Here is a 15,166-nt window from a genome sequence, read left to right on the forward strand (position 1 = left end):
TGTAAACTCTCCCCTCTTTCGCCGCCCTCTCATCCCGGCGGCCATCACCTCTTTATATTGCGGAGTCAGCCTTGCGTCTGTTTCACACCTCCGACTGGCACCTTGGGCAGAACCTGCACGGCCAGGAGCGCGATTTCGAGCACGCCTGTTTTCTCGAGTGGCTGCTGCGCCAATTGAAGCTGGCGCAGCCGGACGTGCTGCTGATCGCCGGCGACATCTTCGACACGGTCAACCCGCCGGTCAAAGCCCAGGAACGCCTCTACGACTTCATCGTCAGCGCCCACGAACAGCAGCCGTCGCTGACCATCGTGATGATCGCCGGCAACCACGATTCCGGTTCGCGGATCGAACTGCCCGCGCCGTTGATGCGGCGTTTGCGCACCCATGCACTGGGCCGCGTGTTGTGGCTGGATGACGGGCAACTGGATGCGGAACGTCTGCTGCTGCCGCTGCCGAATGCGTCCGGCGAGATCGCCGCGTGGTGCCTGGCGTTGCCGTTCCTACGGCCTGCCGAAGTGACCGGCGCGCATCTGGGCGATAACTATTTGCGCGGCATCGGCCAAGTGCATGAATGGCTGATCGAAGCGGCGAACGCCAAGCGCCAGCCGGGCCAGGCACTGGTCGCCATCAGCCACGCGCACATGGCCGGCGGCTCGGTGTCGGAAGACTCCGAGCGCAGCCTGATTATCGGCAACGCCGAAGCCCTGCCTGCCAGTCTGTTCGGCCCGAGCATCAGCTACGTCGCCCTCGGCCATTTGCACAAGCCGCAGAAGGTCAATGGTGAAGAACGGATTCGCTACAGCGGCTCGCCGATCCCGTTGTCGTTTTCCGAAATCAGTTATCAGCATCAGGTGCTCGACGTCGTTCTGGACGGCGAAACCCTGGTCAGCGTCGAGCCAATGCTGATCCCCCGCTCCGTCAATCTGCAACGCCTCGGCCCTGCGCCACTGGCGGAAATCCTGCTGCAACTGGCGGACCTGCCGAACATCGACCTGCTGGCCGAAACCCAGCGCCAACCGTGGCTGGAAGTGCGCGTGACCCTCGACGAGCCGCAACCGGATCTGCGCCATCAAGTCGAAAGCGCCCTGCAAGGCAAGGCTGTGCGACTGGTGCGGATCGCCGCCGAATACGCCGGTAACCGTGGCGCTGACGGCGCCGAGGACGGCAGCGCGCTGATCGAACTGGACCAGCTCACACCACAGGAATTGTTCAGTCGCGCCTGGCTCGACAACTACGGCAGCGAGGTCGATGAGCAAACCCTCAAGGACTTCGCCGAGCTGCTGCAAGACGTACAGATGGAGGGCGAGCAGCCATGAAGATTCTCGCCATTCGCTTGAAGAACCTCGCCTCGCTGGCCGGCCCGTTCGAGATCGACTTCACCGCCGAACCGCTGGCCAGCGCCGGTCTGTTCGCAATCACCGGCCCGACCGGCGCCGGCAAAAGCACCCTGCTCGATGCACTGTGCCTGGCACTGTTCGGCGCCGTGCCGCGTCTGAACAACACCGGGCGTGACGCCAAGGTGCCGGACGCCGACGGCGAAATCGCCACAGGCGACCCGCGCACCCTGCTGCGTCGCGGCACCGGTGAAGGCTTTGCCGAAGTGGATTTTGTCGGCGTCGATGGCCGTCGCTATCGCGCGCGCTGGGAAGCCAATCGCGCCCGGGAAAAGGCCGGCGGCAAGTTGCAGGCCAGCCGTCAGAGCTTGCGCGACATCGATCAGGATCAACTGCTCGCCAGCCAGAAAGGTGAGTACAAGACTCAGCTCGAAGCCGCGCTGGGCCTGAACTTCGAACAGTTCACCCGCGCCGTGCTGCTGGCCCAGAGCGAGTTCAGTGCTTTCCTCAAGGCCGACGACAACGACCGCAGCGAACTGCTGGAAAAGCTCACCGACACTGCGCTCTACACCCGCCTCGGCCGGCGCGCGTTCGACAAGACCAAAGAGGCCCGCGAAGCCCACAAGCAGTTGCAGGATCAGGCCACCGGCGTGACCCCGCTGGCCCCGGAGGCACGCGCGGAACTCGACGAACGCTTCAACGCCGCCCAACAACAACTCAAGTTGCAGCAGGCGCAGCTCAAGCAGATCGAGCAACAGCACGACTGGCTCAAGGAGCTGCTGCGACTGCAAGACTCGCAACAAGCCGCCGCCGAACAACTGCGCAGCGCCGAGCACGAGCGAGAGTCGCTGGCCGGTGAGCGTCTGAAGCTCACCCGTCTGGAACAACTTGCCCCGCAACGTCACCAGTTCGCCCGCAAAACCGAACTGGATGCACAGCTGACGCCACTCGCTGCCCAGATCCACGCGCACACCCGGCAACATGGCGAGCTGACCGAGCGCCAGGCGCGACTGGAACAGGAGCTCGCCGCCGCGCAGATCGCCCTGACCCAGGCGCAAACGCAGCAAAGCGAAAGCGCACCGCTGTTGCGTCAGGCGTTCGATGAGCAAAGCACCCTCGCCCGCCTCGCCAGGGATGTAGCGTCGGGCAGCGAAGCGAAGCAAGCCGCAGAACAGGCCTGCACTCAGGTCCAAAGCGCGATCCAGACCCTGCTCGATCAGCAAAAACAGGTCGCCGATCGCTTGCAGCGCATTGCCGCCGATCTTGAGCAAAGCGCTCACTTGGCACCGTTGAGCGAAGCGTGGAATGCCTATCGCGACCGCTTGCAGCAACTGATGCTGATCGGCAACCGGTTGAACAAAGGCCAAAGCGAACTGGCGTCTCTCGAGGAAAACGCCACCCGCGCCGCCGAAGCGCTCACCACGCAGAAGCAGCAGCTGGAGGTGCTGTTCAAGGAGGCTGGCGCCGAGCCGGACGCAGTCGCCGAGCAGATCGGCATTCTCGGTACTCTGCTGCAGGACAACCGCAAACAACTGCGCGCCATCGAAGACCTGACGCGGCTGTGGGCCAGCCAGCAGGATCTGGACAAGCGCAGTGCCGAGCTGCAACAGCGTCAGCTCGATGCGCAACAGGAGCGCGAGCGCCTGACCCAGGACGGGGTGAAAACCAAGTCCGAGCTGACTGTCGCCGAACAGACCCTTAACGTCACCCGTGAACTGCTTGAGCGTCAGCGTCTGGCCCGCAGTGCCAGTGTCGAAGAGCTGCGCGCGCAATTGCAGGACGACCAGCCGTGCCCGGTCTGTGGCAGCAACGAACATCCGTATCACCAGCCGGAAGCCCTGTTACAAAGCCTCGGCCGTCACGATGAAAGCGAGCAGGCCAGCGCGCAGCAAGCCGTCGATCAACTGAAGGAAAAACTCACCGAGCTGCGCGCCGATGTCGGTGGGGTGATTGCCCGGCAAAAGGAACTGCTGCAACAGCAGGAGCAACTGGCCGCTCAGCAACAATCGCTGACGCCGAGCATCGAAGCGCATCCGCTCGCGGCATCGTTGCTGAATCAGGACAGTGACAAGCGCGCTGCGTGGCTGACCCGCCAGAACGAACAACTGAATCAAAGCATCACCCAGGACGAACAGCGCCAGTCCGCCCTGCTCACGCTGCAAAAGGACGCGGCGCGGCTGACCCAGCAATTGCGGCAGGCCGAGACGGCACACCAGCAAGCGGCGCAACAACTGAGCAATCAGCAACGCGAACTGAGCGCTGACCGCCAGCGGCTGGATGAAGAGCTGGCAGCCTTCGCCACGCTGTTGCCGAGCGACACCCTTGATGCCTTGCGCGCTGAACCGGCCGAGACCTTCATGCAACTTGACCGGCAGATCGCCGAACGTCTGGCGCAAGTCGAAGAGCAAAAAGAAGAACTGGCCGAACAGCAACAACGCCAGCAAACGCTCGAGAAGGAACAGGATCGCCAACAGGGCCGTGTCGAGCAATTGCAAAACGCTGAGCAGCAGCTCAACGCACTGACCGAACAGCAACTCGCCAGCCAGCAGAAGCTGGCGCAATTACTCGGCGATCACACCTGCGCCGAGCATTGGCAGCAGCAACTGGAACAAGCGGTGGAACTGGCGCGCAACGCCGAATCCACCACGACTCAGGCGCTCCAGGAAACGCGTACGCAAAGGGTGCAAATCGCCGCCGAACTCAAAGCGCAGCAAGAGCGTCTGCAAGCGCTGGAAACCGAAGACCGTGATCTGGCCGGCAAAATTGCCGACTGGCGCGCCCGTCATCCGGAGCTGGATGACGGCGGCCTTGAAGACCTGCTGCGGATTGATGACGCCCAGGTCGACGAACTGCGCCAGCGCTTGCAGCGCAACGAAAAAGCCGTTGAACAGGCCACCGTGTTGTTGCAGGAACGTGATCAGCGCCTGCTCGATCATCAGGCCCAACACAATGGCAACCTCGATGCGGAACAACTCGCCAGTGCCCTCGCCGACCTGCAAAACCAGTGCGCGGCCAGCGAACAGCAATGTGCCGAACTGCGCGCCGAGCAGGCCGAAGACCAGCGTCGCCAGAACGCCAATCAGGCGCTGGCGCAGCAGATCGCCGACGCCTATGCCGAGTATCAGCGCTGGGCGCGCCTCAATGCGCTGATCGGCTCGGCCACCGGCGACACGTTCCGCAAGATCGCCCAGGCTTACAACCTTGACCTGCTGGTGCATCACGCCAACGTGCAACTGCGGCAACTGGTCAAGCGCTATCGCCTCAAGCGCGGCGGCAGCATGCTCGGCCTGCTGGTGATGGACACCGAAATGGGCGACGAACTGCGCTCGGTGCATTCGTTGTCCGGCGGCGAAACCTTCCTGGTTTCGCTGGCGCTTGCACTGGGCCTGGCCTCGATGGCGTCGAGCACGTTGAAGATCGAATCGCTGTTCATCGACGAAGGCTTCGGCAGCCTCGATCCGGAATCCCTGCAACTGGCCATGGACGCTCTCGACGGCTTGCAGGCTCAGGGGCGCAAGGTGGCGGTGATTTCCCATGTGCAGGAAATGCACGAACGGATTCCGGTGCAGATTCAGGTACAGCGCCAGGGCAACGGTCTGAGCACACTGGAGGTGAAATGAACACGCTGTATTCCTTCCGCCGCTGCCCGTACGCGATGCGGGCGCGGATGGCCCTGCGTTATTCGGGCGTGCCGGTGGACATCGTCGAAGTCAGCCTCAAGGCCAAACCGGCCGCGATGCTGGCGATCTCGCCCAAGGGCACGGTGCCGGTGCTGGATGCGAACGGTCAGGTGATCGATGAAAGCCTGGAGATCATGCGCTGGGCGCTGGCGCAGCATGATCCGGATGACTGGTTGCTGAATGGCGATTCAAGGATCGCCGAGTTGATCGAAACCAACGACCAAGTGTTCAAGGTTCACTTGAATCGCTACAAGTATGCCGAGCGTTATCCGGAACAACCGATGGAGGTTTATCGCGCGGAAGGTGCGTTCTTTTTGCAGCGGCTCGATGAGCTGCTCGAAGGTCGCGATTATTTGCTGGCCGGGCATCCGAGCCTGGCCGATATCGCGTTGTTGCCGTTCGTTCGCCAGTTCGCTCACGTTGATCGTGACTGGTTTGCGCAGACGCCTTACGTGCGGTTGCAGGCCTGGTTGCAGCGGTTTCTGGAATCGGAGCTGTTCACCGACATCATGAAAAAGTAAGCGCGTTACGCCAGCACTTCACACATGCCGATCGCCGAGCAATCCACTTCGAACGGGCCGAGAAAACCGCTGGAAGTTTTCACCGGCGGATTGCCGGCCAGCAGCCCCAGCGCATTGGCCCGTTCGATGTTGTGCGCGATGTTGTGGTTGGCCTCTATGGCCCGGGCCAGCCCTCCGACCGAGCCCTGGCCGAACCCCAGGAGCGAGGCGCCGTTGGTCATGAACGCCAGTCCGGCAATGACCCAGAGTCTGTAGCCTTTCATGCTCCGCCGACTCCCGCGAGTTCAGTTGAATCCACCGCCGCGTTTTGCGAGCGGAGTTCGAACTGGATGCCGGGATGTGCAACGTCGATCGGTGCTTCGAAGCTGTGTTGCGACTGCGATGCCAGACTGACAAACAGCACCATGACCAGGTACAGACCGATGGCCACGTAGGCGCCGCGCTTGGCGGAAATGATGATTGAACTGGCCATGATGTGTGCTCCGTGGACAATGTTTCGAGGTCCACAGAATCGATCAAAAAAGCCGGGGTAACCACTCAGCGTTTGCCATAGTAACCATCAGCTTCGTTGATTATTTAGCCGATCTATCTCGCCGTTTGAAAATAGCTATCGCCGGTCGAACCGCAGACAAAAAACTGCCCAAGGCTGCGATCTTTTGATTTTGCTTTTTAGAAACAAGATCAAAGGATCGCAGCCTCGGGCAGTTCCAGGGCGTGACGGAAATTTCAGTGTTGGGCTTTGTGATCCAGCGCGGCGTAGAAGTTGGCGCTTTGTTGCAGGTATTTCTGGGTGTAGCTCTGGGTGTGGGATTTTTTGCTGCTGATTTCAACGTTGGCACTGGCTGGCAGGGCCACGGTGGCGGAGATGGCGGAAGCGGCAATCACGGAGAAGAGATTGAAGTTCATGGCGGTAACCCTCGTGTTCAGTTGGCTTGCTTGCCCGGTTGGGCCGTGAAGCAAACTTAACGCTCGAGGGTTGATCGCTTGAAATGCTTTGCAACATTACCTGTTATCAGCAGGATTAATACAAAGCGTCAGGCCCCGCAGACCGGGGCCTGCGGCTTATTGACGCACGAGAAACTTGAGGTCGCTCGGGGCGTCCATCGGCAGTTTTTGCACGGTTTTGCCCAGCAGACCGGTCTTGCCGTCGCGCTCGACCACGACAATCTGGTTGCTCTTCTGGTTGGCGATCAGCAGGAATTTACCGCTTGGATCGAGGCTGAACTCACGCGGGTGGTCGCCTTCCACTGAACGTCGTTGCAATTCCTTTAGCTGGCCGCTGGCCGGGTCAATCGCGAATACCAGCAGCTGATTGGCAGTGCCACGGTTACTGACGTAAAGGAATTTGCCGTCGGCGGACGCATGCAGCGCCGCAGCGGCTTTGTCCGACGTCGGCTGGCCGGCCGCCAGATCAACCATTTGCGTCTGGGTCAGCACGCCGTCCTTGTAGTCGAATACCGCGACCTGAGCGCTCATTTCCATGGTCAGCCAGGCATGCTTGCCGTCCGCACTGAACAACAGATGACGCGGCCCACTGCCCGGTGGCAGTTGCACCGAAGCGGTTTTCGCCGGGGTCAGCGGCAGGTCTGGATTGGCTTTCGGGTCGAATTGGTAGATGAAGACCTTGTCCGCACCGAGATCATTGGAGAACACATAACGACCGTCCGGCGAAGAGACCGTCGAGTGCACGTGGTTCGAGGCCTGACGCTCCGGATTGACCCGGCTCGCCGGGTGCGCGCTCATCTGCACCACCGGTTTGAGCTGGCCGTCGCTGCCCACCGGCAATACCGCGAGGGTGCCGCCCGGATCTTCAACCACCGAATAGTTGCTGACAAACAGATGGCTGGCGTCGCCGCTGAGGCTCGAATGGGTCGGCTCGTTGCCCAGGCTCTGGACCTGATTGATCAGGGTCAGGGCGTGGGTCTTGGGATCGATCGAATAACTGCTGACGCGACCGACCGGATCTTTCTGGCCTGGACCGTTTTCGTTGACCACGAACAACCGGTTCTGATCCTTGGACACGGTCAGCCACGACGGGTTTTCGCTCTTGATCACTTGCAGCGGCTTGGCGGCGATCTGGCCGGTGGCGCTGTCGAAGCTCATCCGGTAGATGCCTTCGCTGGGGCCGGCAGTGTAGGAGCCCACCAAAAACTGGAAGCTTTCGGCCGAGGCACTGGAAAGGCCCATCGCGCCGACGCTGCCGGCCATCAGCAATGGCCAGAATTTACGCATGTTCATTCGGTTTCATCCTCGTCATCGGCGCTGCTCAGTACATCGCCGAGGCAGACCAGACGGTGTTCGCCAACGGTTTTGGTGTCGCTGGCAAAACCGACGATCAGCCAGCTCTGCAGATCTTCATCAAACGTCGCCGCTGCAACTTGAGCCGGGGTGAATTCCCAATGCTTGGCGACCCGGCCATTGATGCATTCGATGTGCAGGTTGTCGTCTTCGTCGAGGGCGAATTCGAAAGCGTGCAGGCCGTCGATTTCGACCATACCGCAGTGTTCGAGGGCGTTGAGAAGGGTGTCGGTTACGGCAGTCATGGCAATCATGTCTTTCAGGGGAAAGGGCCAATGATAGCTCAAAGCAGTCGCTGAGCCCCTGTGGGAGCGAGCTTGCTCGCGAATACGGAGTGTCAGGCAATCAACAAGTGACTGGACGACCGCCTTCGCGAGCAAGCTCGCTCCCACAGGGATCTCGGGGTGGCTTAGAGGGCTTCGCGCGATGGCTTGCCGTCGACCAGCCGCTGAATGCGCAGCGGGTTGGCGTTTTTCAGCGGTTCCGGCAGCAGGCTGTCGGGGTAGTTCTGGAAGCACACCGGACGCAGGAAACGATCGATCGCCAAAGTGCCCACCGAGGTGCCACGGGCATCGGAGGTCGCCGGATACGGCCCGCCGTGGACCATCGAATCACAGACTTCGACACCGGTCGGATAACCGTTGAGCAGGATCCGCCCGACCTTCTGTTCCAACAACGGCGTCAGCTCCGGGAAGCGCTCGAAATCCGTCTGCTCGCCGATGATTGTCGCCGTGAGCTGTCCGTGCAGGCCCTGCAATGCCGCGCTCAACTGCGCCTTGTCGGCCACTTCGACAATCACCGTGGTCGGCCCGAACACTTCTTCCTGCAGCACTTCATCGCCATCGATCAGCAGGCTGACGTCCGCCTTGAACAACTGTGGCTGCGCCTGATTGCCTTGCTGCGGATTGCCCGCCAGATGCTCGATACCGGTGTGCGCCAAGAGTTTTTCCAGGCCCTTGCCGTAGCTGCCAAGGGTGCCGGCATTGAGCATGGTTTGCGCCGGTTGATCACCGATCAGCGCCGCCACCTGCTCAACAAACGCGCTGAACTGCGGCGAGCGAATACCGATCACCAGACCCGGGTTGGTACAGAACTGGCCGCAGCCCTGCACCACCGACGCGGTCAGATCGCGGGCGACGGTTTCCGAACGCACGGCCAGCGCCTGAGGCAGCACGATCACCGGGTTGATGCTCGACATCTCGGCGAACACCGGGATCGGCTGAGGCCGTGCGGCGGCCATGTCACACAGCGCCCTTCCGCCTCGCAGCGAACCGGTGAAACCCACAGCCTGAATGGCCGGATGCTTGACCAGCCACTCGCCGACGCCGCCACCGTAGATCATGTTGAACACGCCAGCCGGCATCGCGGTTTTTTCTGCTGCGCGGATCAGCGCGTCGGCCACAAGTTCAGCGGTGGCCATGTGGCCGCTGTGGGCCTTGAACACCACGGGGCAACCGGCCGCCAGCGCCGACGCGGTGTCGCCGCCGGCAGTGGAGAATGCCAGTGGAAAGTTGCTCGCGCCGAACACTGCCACCGGCCCCAGGCCGATGCGGTACTGGCGCAGATCCGGACGCGGCAGCGGCTGACGATTCGGCAACGGCAAGTCGATGCGCGCACCATAGAAATCACCGCGTCGCAGGACTTTGGCGAACAGTCGCATCTGGCCGCTGGTGCGCCCTCTTTCACCCTGAATGCGCCCGGCAGGCAATGCAGTTTCGCGGCAGACCACGGCGACGAAATCATCGCCCAGCGCATCCAGTTCATCGGCAATCGCATCGAGAAACTGCGCGCGGCGTTCAGCGCTGAGGCTGCGATACGCCGGATAGGCCGCCGCAGCGGCCTTGGCGGCAGCGTCCACTTCCGCTTCCGTGGCCTGAATGAAGTCGTGAGGCAGTGCCTCGCCCGTGGTGGCGTCGACGCTTTGCAGCTTGACGTTGCCTGCCGCACTGCGACGGCCGCCGATGTAGTTGTGACCGAGAATCTGAGTCATGGGATCTCCTTAAAGGGTGCCGATGCTGTCCGGTTCGAATACCGCTGCGACCGGAGCGATGCCGTTGACCAGCGGTGCGCCGAATTCAGCCTGGCTGATCTCGAACACATCGCCCGGCTGGGTGCGGATGCCGTCGGCAAACGACAGGGTCGCCGTGCCGAAGAAGTGAATGTGCACATCACCGGGACGCAGGAACTGGCTGTACTTGAAGTGGTGATATTCGAGGTTCGCCAGGCTGTGGCACATGTTGGCCTCGCCGCTGAGGAATTCGTTCTGCCACAGCACTTGGCCGTCACGCAGGATGCGGCTGGTGCCGGCCAGGTGTTGCGGCAACTCACCCACGCGCAGCTCCGGACCATAGCTGCAACTGCGCAGCTTCGAATGGGCCAGGTACAGGTAATTCTTGCGCTCCATGACGTGATCGGAGAATTCGTTGCCCACCGCAAAACCGAGGCGATACGGCTTGCCGTCGTGGCCGATGATGTAGAGACCGGCCATTTCCGGTTCCTCACCGGCGTCTTCGGCAAACGGCGGCAGCGGGAATGGCTGACCGGGACGCACGACAATGCTGCCGTCGCCCTTGTAGAACCACTCAGGCTGCACGCCTGCCTGCCCCGCCGCCGGTTTGCCGCCCTCCACGCCCCACTTGAAGATGCGCATGGTGTCGGTCATCGCCGCTTCGTCGCCGACCTGTTGGTGCATCTTGTCCCGGGCCGACGCGCTGCCGAGGTGCGTGAGGCCGGTGCCACTGACCAGCAGGTGCGCCGGGTCCGGGTGGTCCAGCGGCGGCAGGATGCGCAGCTCTTTCAGTAACTGCGCGTAATCGTGGCGGGTGCCCAGCCCCAGGGTTTGCACTTGCTGCGCGAGGGTGCTGCCGGCCTCGATCGCGGCCAGGGCCAGATCACGAACGGTGCGCGCATCCTGCACTTCACACACCAGACCGTTTTCGACCACCCCGACACGGCGCTCGCCGCTACTCAATTCGAATTGAACCAGATGCATAAATCCTCTCCTATTCCCTCAAAAACACCGCCGATCCCTGTGGGAGCGAGCTTGCTCGCGAAGGCGGTGCATCAGTCACCACAAATGTTGAATGAGCCGAACACTTCGTCGGATCGCCGCCCGGAGCAAGCTCGCTCCCACAGGGTCGGTGATAGTCATTCAGGTTCGGGTGGCGCCTCGGGCACTCGCTGCAAACTGCTCGACCGGCAGCACATGTTTGCGCTCCAGCAAGCGATAGACGACGCCCGTCAGAACCAGCCCGCACACCATCACCGCGGACAGGAAGTACAGGCCCGAAGCGAGGTTGCCGGTGTATTCCTTCAGCGCGCCGATCACGAACGGACCGATATAGCCGCCGAGGTTGCCCACCGAGTTGATCAACGCAATCCCGGCCGCCGCACTGGCACCGGCGAAGAAGCGACCCGGCAAAGTCCAGAACACCGCCGTGCAGGAAAACAGCGAGAACGCCACCAGACACAACGCCGCCAGTTGCGCCACCGGCAACGACAGCCAGGCGCTGAGGAACAGGCCGATCGCGCCCAGTACATAGAGCACCGCCAGATGACCGTAACGGTCATTCAAACGGTCGGAACTGCGCGGAATGATCAGCAGGCCGATGATCCCGAAGATGTACGGCACCGATGACACGAAACCGGTCACCAGATCGCTGCCGCCAAACTGTTTGATCAGGGTCGGCAGCCACAGGCCCAGGCCGTAAATGCTCAGGGTCACCGGCAGGTAGAACAGCGCCAGCAGCAATACGCGTTTGTCCTTGAGCGCGTGCAACGGATTGCCGTGACGGGTCTGGCCGTATTCCTGCAGGTCTCTTTTCAGCTCGCCGGCCAGCCAGTCTTTCTCGGCCTGATCCATCCATTTCACTTGCTGCGGGCCGTCCGGCAGCCAGCGCAATACCGGCCAGGTCAGCAGGATCGCCGGGGTGCCGATGACGATGAACAGCCACTGCCAGCCGTGCAGGCCGAGGATGCCGTCCATGCCCAGCAGACCGCCGGACACGGGGCCGGTGATCATCATCGCGATGGGTTGGGAAAGGATGAACAGCCCGAGGATCTTGCCGCGATGACGCACCGGGAACCATTGGGTGATGTAGTACAGAACGCCGGGAAAGAACCCCGCCTCCGCCGCGCCGAGCAGAAAGCGCATGACGTAGAAACTGTGCGGGCCCTGGACGAACGCCATGCCGATGGTGATTGCGCCCCAGGTGATCATGATCCGCGCGAACCAGCGCCGCGCACCAAAGCGTTCGAGCATCAGGTTGCTGGGAATCTCTAACAGGAAGTAGCCGATGAAGAACAGCCCGGCACCGAGGCCGTAAGCGGCATCGCCGATACCCACGTCGGCGCCCATGTGCAGCTTGGCGAAGCCGACAGCGGAGCGATCCACATAGGCGATCAGGTACAGCAGGATCAGGAAGGGAATCAGTTTCAGTGTGATGCGCCGGACAAGCCGCAGTTCCTGGCTCATGAGATCGGTCTCCGATTGTTGTTTTTATGGAACCTCGGGGGACGCCTCTCACGCAAAGCCGCCAGGGCCATCCCTCCGTCGAAAACGACTATATAGTAATACTAATTACGCAACAACACTTCCAAACCGTCGATTTTGAGCTTATGTTTAGCCAAAGCTCGCAAACAATAGTCTTACAATAAGAGAATCGATCATGTCTGATAAGAAACCCACCCTGCGCTCCGCCCAATGGTTTGGCACGGCCGACAAAAACGGCTTCATGTACCGCAGCTGGATGAAGAATCAGGGCATCGCCGACCATCAGTTCCACGGCAAGCCGATCATCGGCATCTGTAACACCTGGTCGGAACTGACCCCGTGCAACGCGCACTTCCGCCAGATCGCGGAGCACGTCAAGCGCGGTGTGATCGAGGCCGGCGGCTTCCCGGTGGAATTCCCGGTGTTTTCCAACGGCGAATCGAACCTGCGCCCGACCGCCATGCTCACCCGCAACCTGGCGAGCATGGACGTCGAGGAAGCGATTCGCGGCAACCCGATTGACGGCGTGGTGCTGCTGACCGGTTGCGACAAGACCACCCCGGCGCTGCTGATGGGCGCGGCCAGTTGCGACGTGCCGGCGATCGTCGTCACCGGCGGGCCGATGCTCAACGGCAAGCACAAGGGCAAGGACATCGGCTCCGGCACCGTGGTCTGGCAGCTCAGCGAGCAGGTCAAGGCCGGCACCATCACGATTGACGATTTCCTCGCGGCCGAAGGCGGCATGTCCCGTTCGGCCGGCACCTGCAACACCATGGGCACCGCGTCGACCATGGCCTGCATGGCCGAAGCACTCGGCACGTCGCTGCCGCACAACGCGGCGATTCCGGCGGTGGATGCGCGGCGTTATGTGTTGGCGCACATGTCCGGCATGCGTGCGGTGGAGATGGTTCGTGAAGACTTGAAACTGTCGAAGATCCTGACCAAGGAAGCCTTCGAAAACGCAATCCGGGTCAACGCAGCGATTGGCGGTTCGACCAACGCGGTAATCCACCTCAAAGCCATCGCCGGACGCATCGGCGTCGAGCTGGATCTGGACGACTGGACCCGTATCGGTCGCGGCATGCCGACCATCGTCGACCTGCAACCGTCCGGGCGCTTCCTGATGGAAGAGTTCTACTATGCGGGCGGCTTGCCAGCCGTACTGCGCCGCCTCGGCGAGGCCAATCTGATTCCCAATCCGAACGCGCTGACCGTCAACGGCAAATCCATCGGCGAGAACACCAAGGACGCGCCGATCTACGGCGAAGACCAAGTGATCCGCACCCTCGACAATCCGATCCGCGCCGACGGCGGAATCTGTGTATTGCGCGGCAACCTGGCGCCACTGGGCGCAGTGCTCAAGCCGTCAGCCGCCACGCCGGAACTGATGCAGCACCGTGGTCGCGCCGTCGTGTTCGAGAACTTCGACATGTACAAGGCGCGAATCAACGACCCGGAACTGGACGTCGATGCCGACTCGATTCTGGTGATGAAAAACTGCGGGCCGAAGGGTTATCCGGGCATGGCCGAAGTCGGCAACATGGGCCTGCCGGCCAAACTGCTGGCACAGGGCGTGACCGACATGGTGCGCATCTCCGACGCGCGGATGAGCGGCACCGCTTACGGCACGGTTGTGTTGCACGTCGCCCCGGAAGCGGCGGCAGGCGGACCTCTGGCGGCGGTGAAGGAAGGCGACTGGATCGAGCTGGACTGCGCCAACGGGCGTTTGCACCTGGACATTCCCGACGCCGAACTGGCGGCGCGCATGGCGGATCTGCAACCGCCGCAACAGCTGTTGGTGGGTGGGTATCGTCAGTTGTATATCGACCATGTGCTGCAGGCGGATCAAGGTTGCGATTTCGACTTCCTGGTGGGTTGCCGAGGTGCCGAGGTTCCGCGTCACTCCCACTGACCTTCCCCACTGATCGTTCCCATGCTCCGCGTGGGAATGCAGCCCGGGACGCTCTGCGTCCCATTCGAGAGCTGGAACGCGGAGCGTCCCTTGAGGCATTCCCACGCAGAGCGTGGGAACGATCATTGCGTAGGTCCAGATTACGCCGTGCCTGCTATGATGCGCGGCATCTCCATCGCTCAGGATCGCGCCGCTCCCCATGGATTACCGCAAACCTTCCGACCGTAAAAGCATGCACTCGCGCATCGTCCAGGAACTGGGCATGCAGATTGTTTCCGGACGCTTTTTGCCCTGCGACAAGCTGCCCGCCGAAGCCTTGCTCTGCGAGGAATACGCGGTCAGCCGGCCGGTGTTGCGCGAAGCCACGCGAGTGCTGGTCGCCAAGGGCCTGGTGTATTCGAAACCACGGGTCGGCACGGTGGTCAAGCCACGCCGCGAATGGCACATGCTCGACCCGGACGTGCTGCACTGGCTGATGCAAAGCAGCCCGCAGAACGAGTTTTTCAATGTCCTGACCAGCGTGCGCAGCATCATCGAACCGGCCGCCGCCGCCCTCGCCGCCCAGCACGCCACCGATGCCGATATCGCATCGATTGCCGAGGCTTACCAGCGCATGGAAGCCGCGCCGAGCCCGGAAGCCTTGCTGCAACCGGATCTGGATTTTCACAGCCGGATTGCCGACGCGACTCACAACGATTTGTTGGCGAACCTGTGCAACATGCTGTCGGTGGCGATTGCCGAGGCGTTGAAGCATTCGAACCAGCGACCGAATCTGCATGAATTGGCGTTGCCTCGGCACAAGGCGATTCTGACGGCGATCGAGAACCGGGATGCGTTAGGCGCGCGGCATGCGACGCTGGTGCAGCTGGATGATGCACGAAGTGCCTTGAGCGTTGTGCTCGGCACCGAACTCTCCTGAACACAACTAA

The 15,166-nt window shown here is 61.9% G+C and carries 13 protein-coding genes; 5 read left to right on the top strand and 8 right to left on the bottom strand.

Translation table 11 applies throughout. The features are described from left to right. Positions 1 to 71 precede the first annotated feature (71 nt). From I5961_RS15870 to I5961_RS15880, 3 genes are read left to right on the top strand one after another with little or no spacing between them, the layout of a single operon-like run. Complete coding sequence (locus tag I5961_RS15870; RefSeq protein ID WP_227232802.1) at positions 72 to 1,316, top strand: exonuclease SbcCD subunit D C-terminal domain-containing protein; 1,245 nt, start codon at positions 72 to 74, stop codon at positions 1,314 to 1,316. Beyond that, positions 1,313 to 4,954, top strand: a complete 3,642-nt coding sequence (locus tag I5961_RS15875) for an AAA family ATPase (protein ID WP_227232803.1) — start codon at positions 1,313 to 1,315, stop codon at positions 4,952 to 4,954. Before I5961_RS15870 ends, I5961_RS15875 begins: the two co-directional genes overlap by 4 nt. Beyond that, positions 4,951 to 5,535, top strand: a complete 585-nt coding sequence (locus tag I5961_RS15880; protein WP_227232804.1) for a glutathione S-transferase — start codon at positions 4,951 to 4,953, stop codon at positions 5,533 to 5,535. The genes I5961_RS15875 and I5961_RS15880 overlap by 4 nt, the downstream gene beginning before the upstream one ends. Positions 5,536 to 5,540: 5 nt before the next feature. Here I5961_RS15880 and I5961_RS15885 read toward each other — a convergent pair whose 3' ends face one another. The 8 genes from I5961_RS15885 to I5961_RS15920 all read right to left on the bottom strand — a co-directional run bounded on the left by I5961_RS15885 (position 5,541) and on the right by I5961_RS15920 (position 12,307). Then, on the bottom strand, positions 5,541 to 5,798 hold the full coding sequence (locus I5961_RS15885) for a hypothetical protein (protein ID WP_085698320.1): 258 nt from the start codon (positions 5,796 to 5,798) through the stop codon (positions 5,541 to 5,543). After that, complete coding sequence (locus I5961_RS15890) at positions 5,795 to 6,007, bottom strand: hypothetical protein (RefSeq protein ID WP_227232805.1); 213 nt, start codon at positions 6,005 to 6,007, stop codon at positions 5,795 to 5,797. The genes I5961_RS15885 and I5961_RS15890 overlap by 4 nt, the downstream gene beginning before the upstream one ends. Positions 6,008 to 6,261: 254 nt before the next feature. Beyond that, the gene (locus I5961_RS15895; RefSeq protein WP_085703571.1) at positions 6,262 to 6,441 is read right to left on the bottom strand and encodes a hypothetical protein; all 180 of its coding nucleotides are present in this window, start codon (positions 6,439 to 6,441) and stop codon (positions 6,262 to 6,264) included. A gap of 156 nt (positions 6,442 to 6,597) precedes the next feature. After that, positions 6,598 to 7,773, bottom strand: a complete 1,176-nt coding sequence (locus tag I5961_RS15900) for a lactonase family protein (RefSeq protein ID WP_227232806.1) — start codon at positions 7,771 to 7,773, stop codon at positions 6,598 to 6,600. Then, positions 7,770 to 8,078, bottom strand: coding sequence for a DUF5629 family protein (locus tag I5961_RS15905; protein WP_227232807.1), 309 nt, complete (start codon positions 8,076 to 8,078; stop codon positions 7,770 to 7,772). The genes I5961_RS15900 and I5961_RS15905 overlap by 4 nt, the downstream gene beginning before the upstream one ends. Positions 8,079 to 8,242: 164 nt before the next feature. After that, a complete protein-coding gene (locus I5961_RS15910) occupies positions 8,243 to 9,823 on the bottom strand; it encodes an aldehyde dehydrogenase (NADP(+)) (RefSeq protein WP_227232808.1) in 1,581 nt (526 codons plus the stop codon). A 9-nt stretch (positions 9,824 to 9,832) separates the two neighbouring features. Next, positions 9,833 to 10,825, bottom strand: a complete 993-nt coding sequence (gene araD1, locus I5961_RS15915) for an AraD1 family protein (protein ID WP_227232809.1) — start codon at positions 10,823 to 10,825, stop codon at positions 9,833 to 9,835. A 159-nt stretch (positions 10,826 to 10,984) separates the two neighbouring features. Beyond that, positions 10,985 to 12,307: an MFS transporter gene (locus tag I5961_RS15920; protein ID WP_227232810.1), complete on the bottom strand. Its 1,323-nt coding sequence runs from the start codon at positions 12,305 to 12,307 to the stop codon at positions 10,985 to 10,987. Positions 12,308 to 12,500: 193 nt separating this feature from the next. On the opposite strand from I5961_RS15920, the gene I5961_RS15925 reads away from it, so the two are divergent. Then, positions 12,501 to 14,237, top strand: coding sequence for an IlvD/Edd family dehydratase (locus tag I5961_RS15925; protein WP_227232811.1), 1,737 nt, complete (start codon positions 12,501 to 12,503; stop codon positions 14,235 to 14,237). A gap of 199 nt (positions 14,238 to 14,436) precedes the next feature. After that, complete coding sequence (locus tag I5961_RS15930) at positions 14,437 to 15,156, top strand: FadR/GntR family transcriptional regulator (RefSeq protein WP_085698314.1); 720 nt, start codon at positions 14,437 to 14,439, stop codon at positions 15,154 to 15,156. The last annotated feature ends 10 nt before the right edge of the window (positions 15,157 to 15,166 follow it).

The sequence above is a fragment of the Pseudomonas sp. IAC-BECa141 genome (assembly GCF_020544405.1).
Taxonomy (GTDB): Bacteria; Pseudomonadota; Gammaproteobacteria; order Pseudomonadales; family Pseudomonadaceae; genus Aquipseudomonas.

What these genes read in the sequence shown, in the direction of transcription:
- I5961_RS15875 (WP_227232803.1), top strand. Translation starts at nt 1,313, where the DNA reads ATGAAGATTCTCGCCATTCGCTTGAAGAACCTCGCCTCGCTGGCCGGC.
- I5961_RS15880 (WP_227232804.1), top strand. Translation starts at nt 4,951, where the DNA reads ATGAACACGCTGTATTCCTTCCGCCGCTGCCCGTACGCGATGCGGGCG.
- I5961_RS15885 (WP_085698320.1), bottom strand. Translation starts at nt 5,798, where the DNA reads ATGAAAGGCTACAGACTCTGGGTCATTGCCGGACTGGCGTTCATGACC.
- I5961_RS15890 (WP_227232805.1), bottom strand. Translation starts at nt 6,007, where the DNA reads ATGGCCAGTTCAATCATCATTTCCGCCAAGCGCGGCGCCTACGTGGCC.
- I5961_RS15895 (WP_085703571.1), bottom strand. Translation starts at nt 6,441, where the DNA reads ATGAACTTCAATCTCTTCTCCGTGATTGCCGCTTCCGCCATCTCCGCC.
- I5961_RS15900 (WP_227232806.1), bottom strand. Translation starts at nt 7,773, where the DNA reads ATGAACATGCGTAAATTCTGGCCATTGCTGATGGCCGGCAGCGTCGGC.
- I5961_RS15905 (WP_227232807.1), bottom strand. Translation starts at nt 8,078, where the DNA reads ATGACTGCCGTAACCGACACCCTTCTCAACGCCCTCGAACACTGCGGT.
- I5961_RS15910 (WP_227232808.1), bottom strand. Translation starts at nt 9,823, where the DNA reads ATGACTCAGATTCTCGGTCACAACTACATCGGCGGCCGTCGCAGTGCG.
- araD1 (WP_227232809.1), bottom strand. Translation starts at nt 10,825, where the DNA reads ATGCATCTGGTTCAATTCGAATTGAGTAGCGGCGAGCGCCGTGTCGGG.
- I5961_RS15920 (WP_227232810.1), bottom strand. Translation starts at nt 12,307, where the DNA reads ATGAGCCAGGAACTGCGGCTTGTCCGGCGCATCACACTGAAACTGATT.
- I5961_RS15925 (WP_227232811.1), top strand. Translation starts at nt 12,501, where the DNA reads ATGTCTGATAAGAAACCCACCCTGCGCTCCGCCCAATGGTTTGGCACG.
- I5961_RS15930 (WP_085698314.1), top strand. Translation starts at nt 14,437, where the DNA reads ATGGATTACCGCAAACCTTCCGACCGTAAAAGCATGCACTCGCGCATC.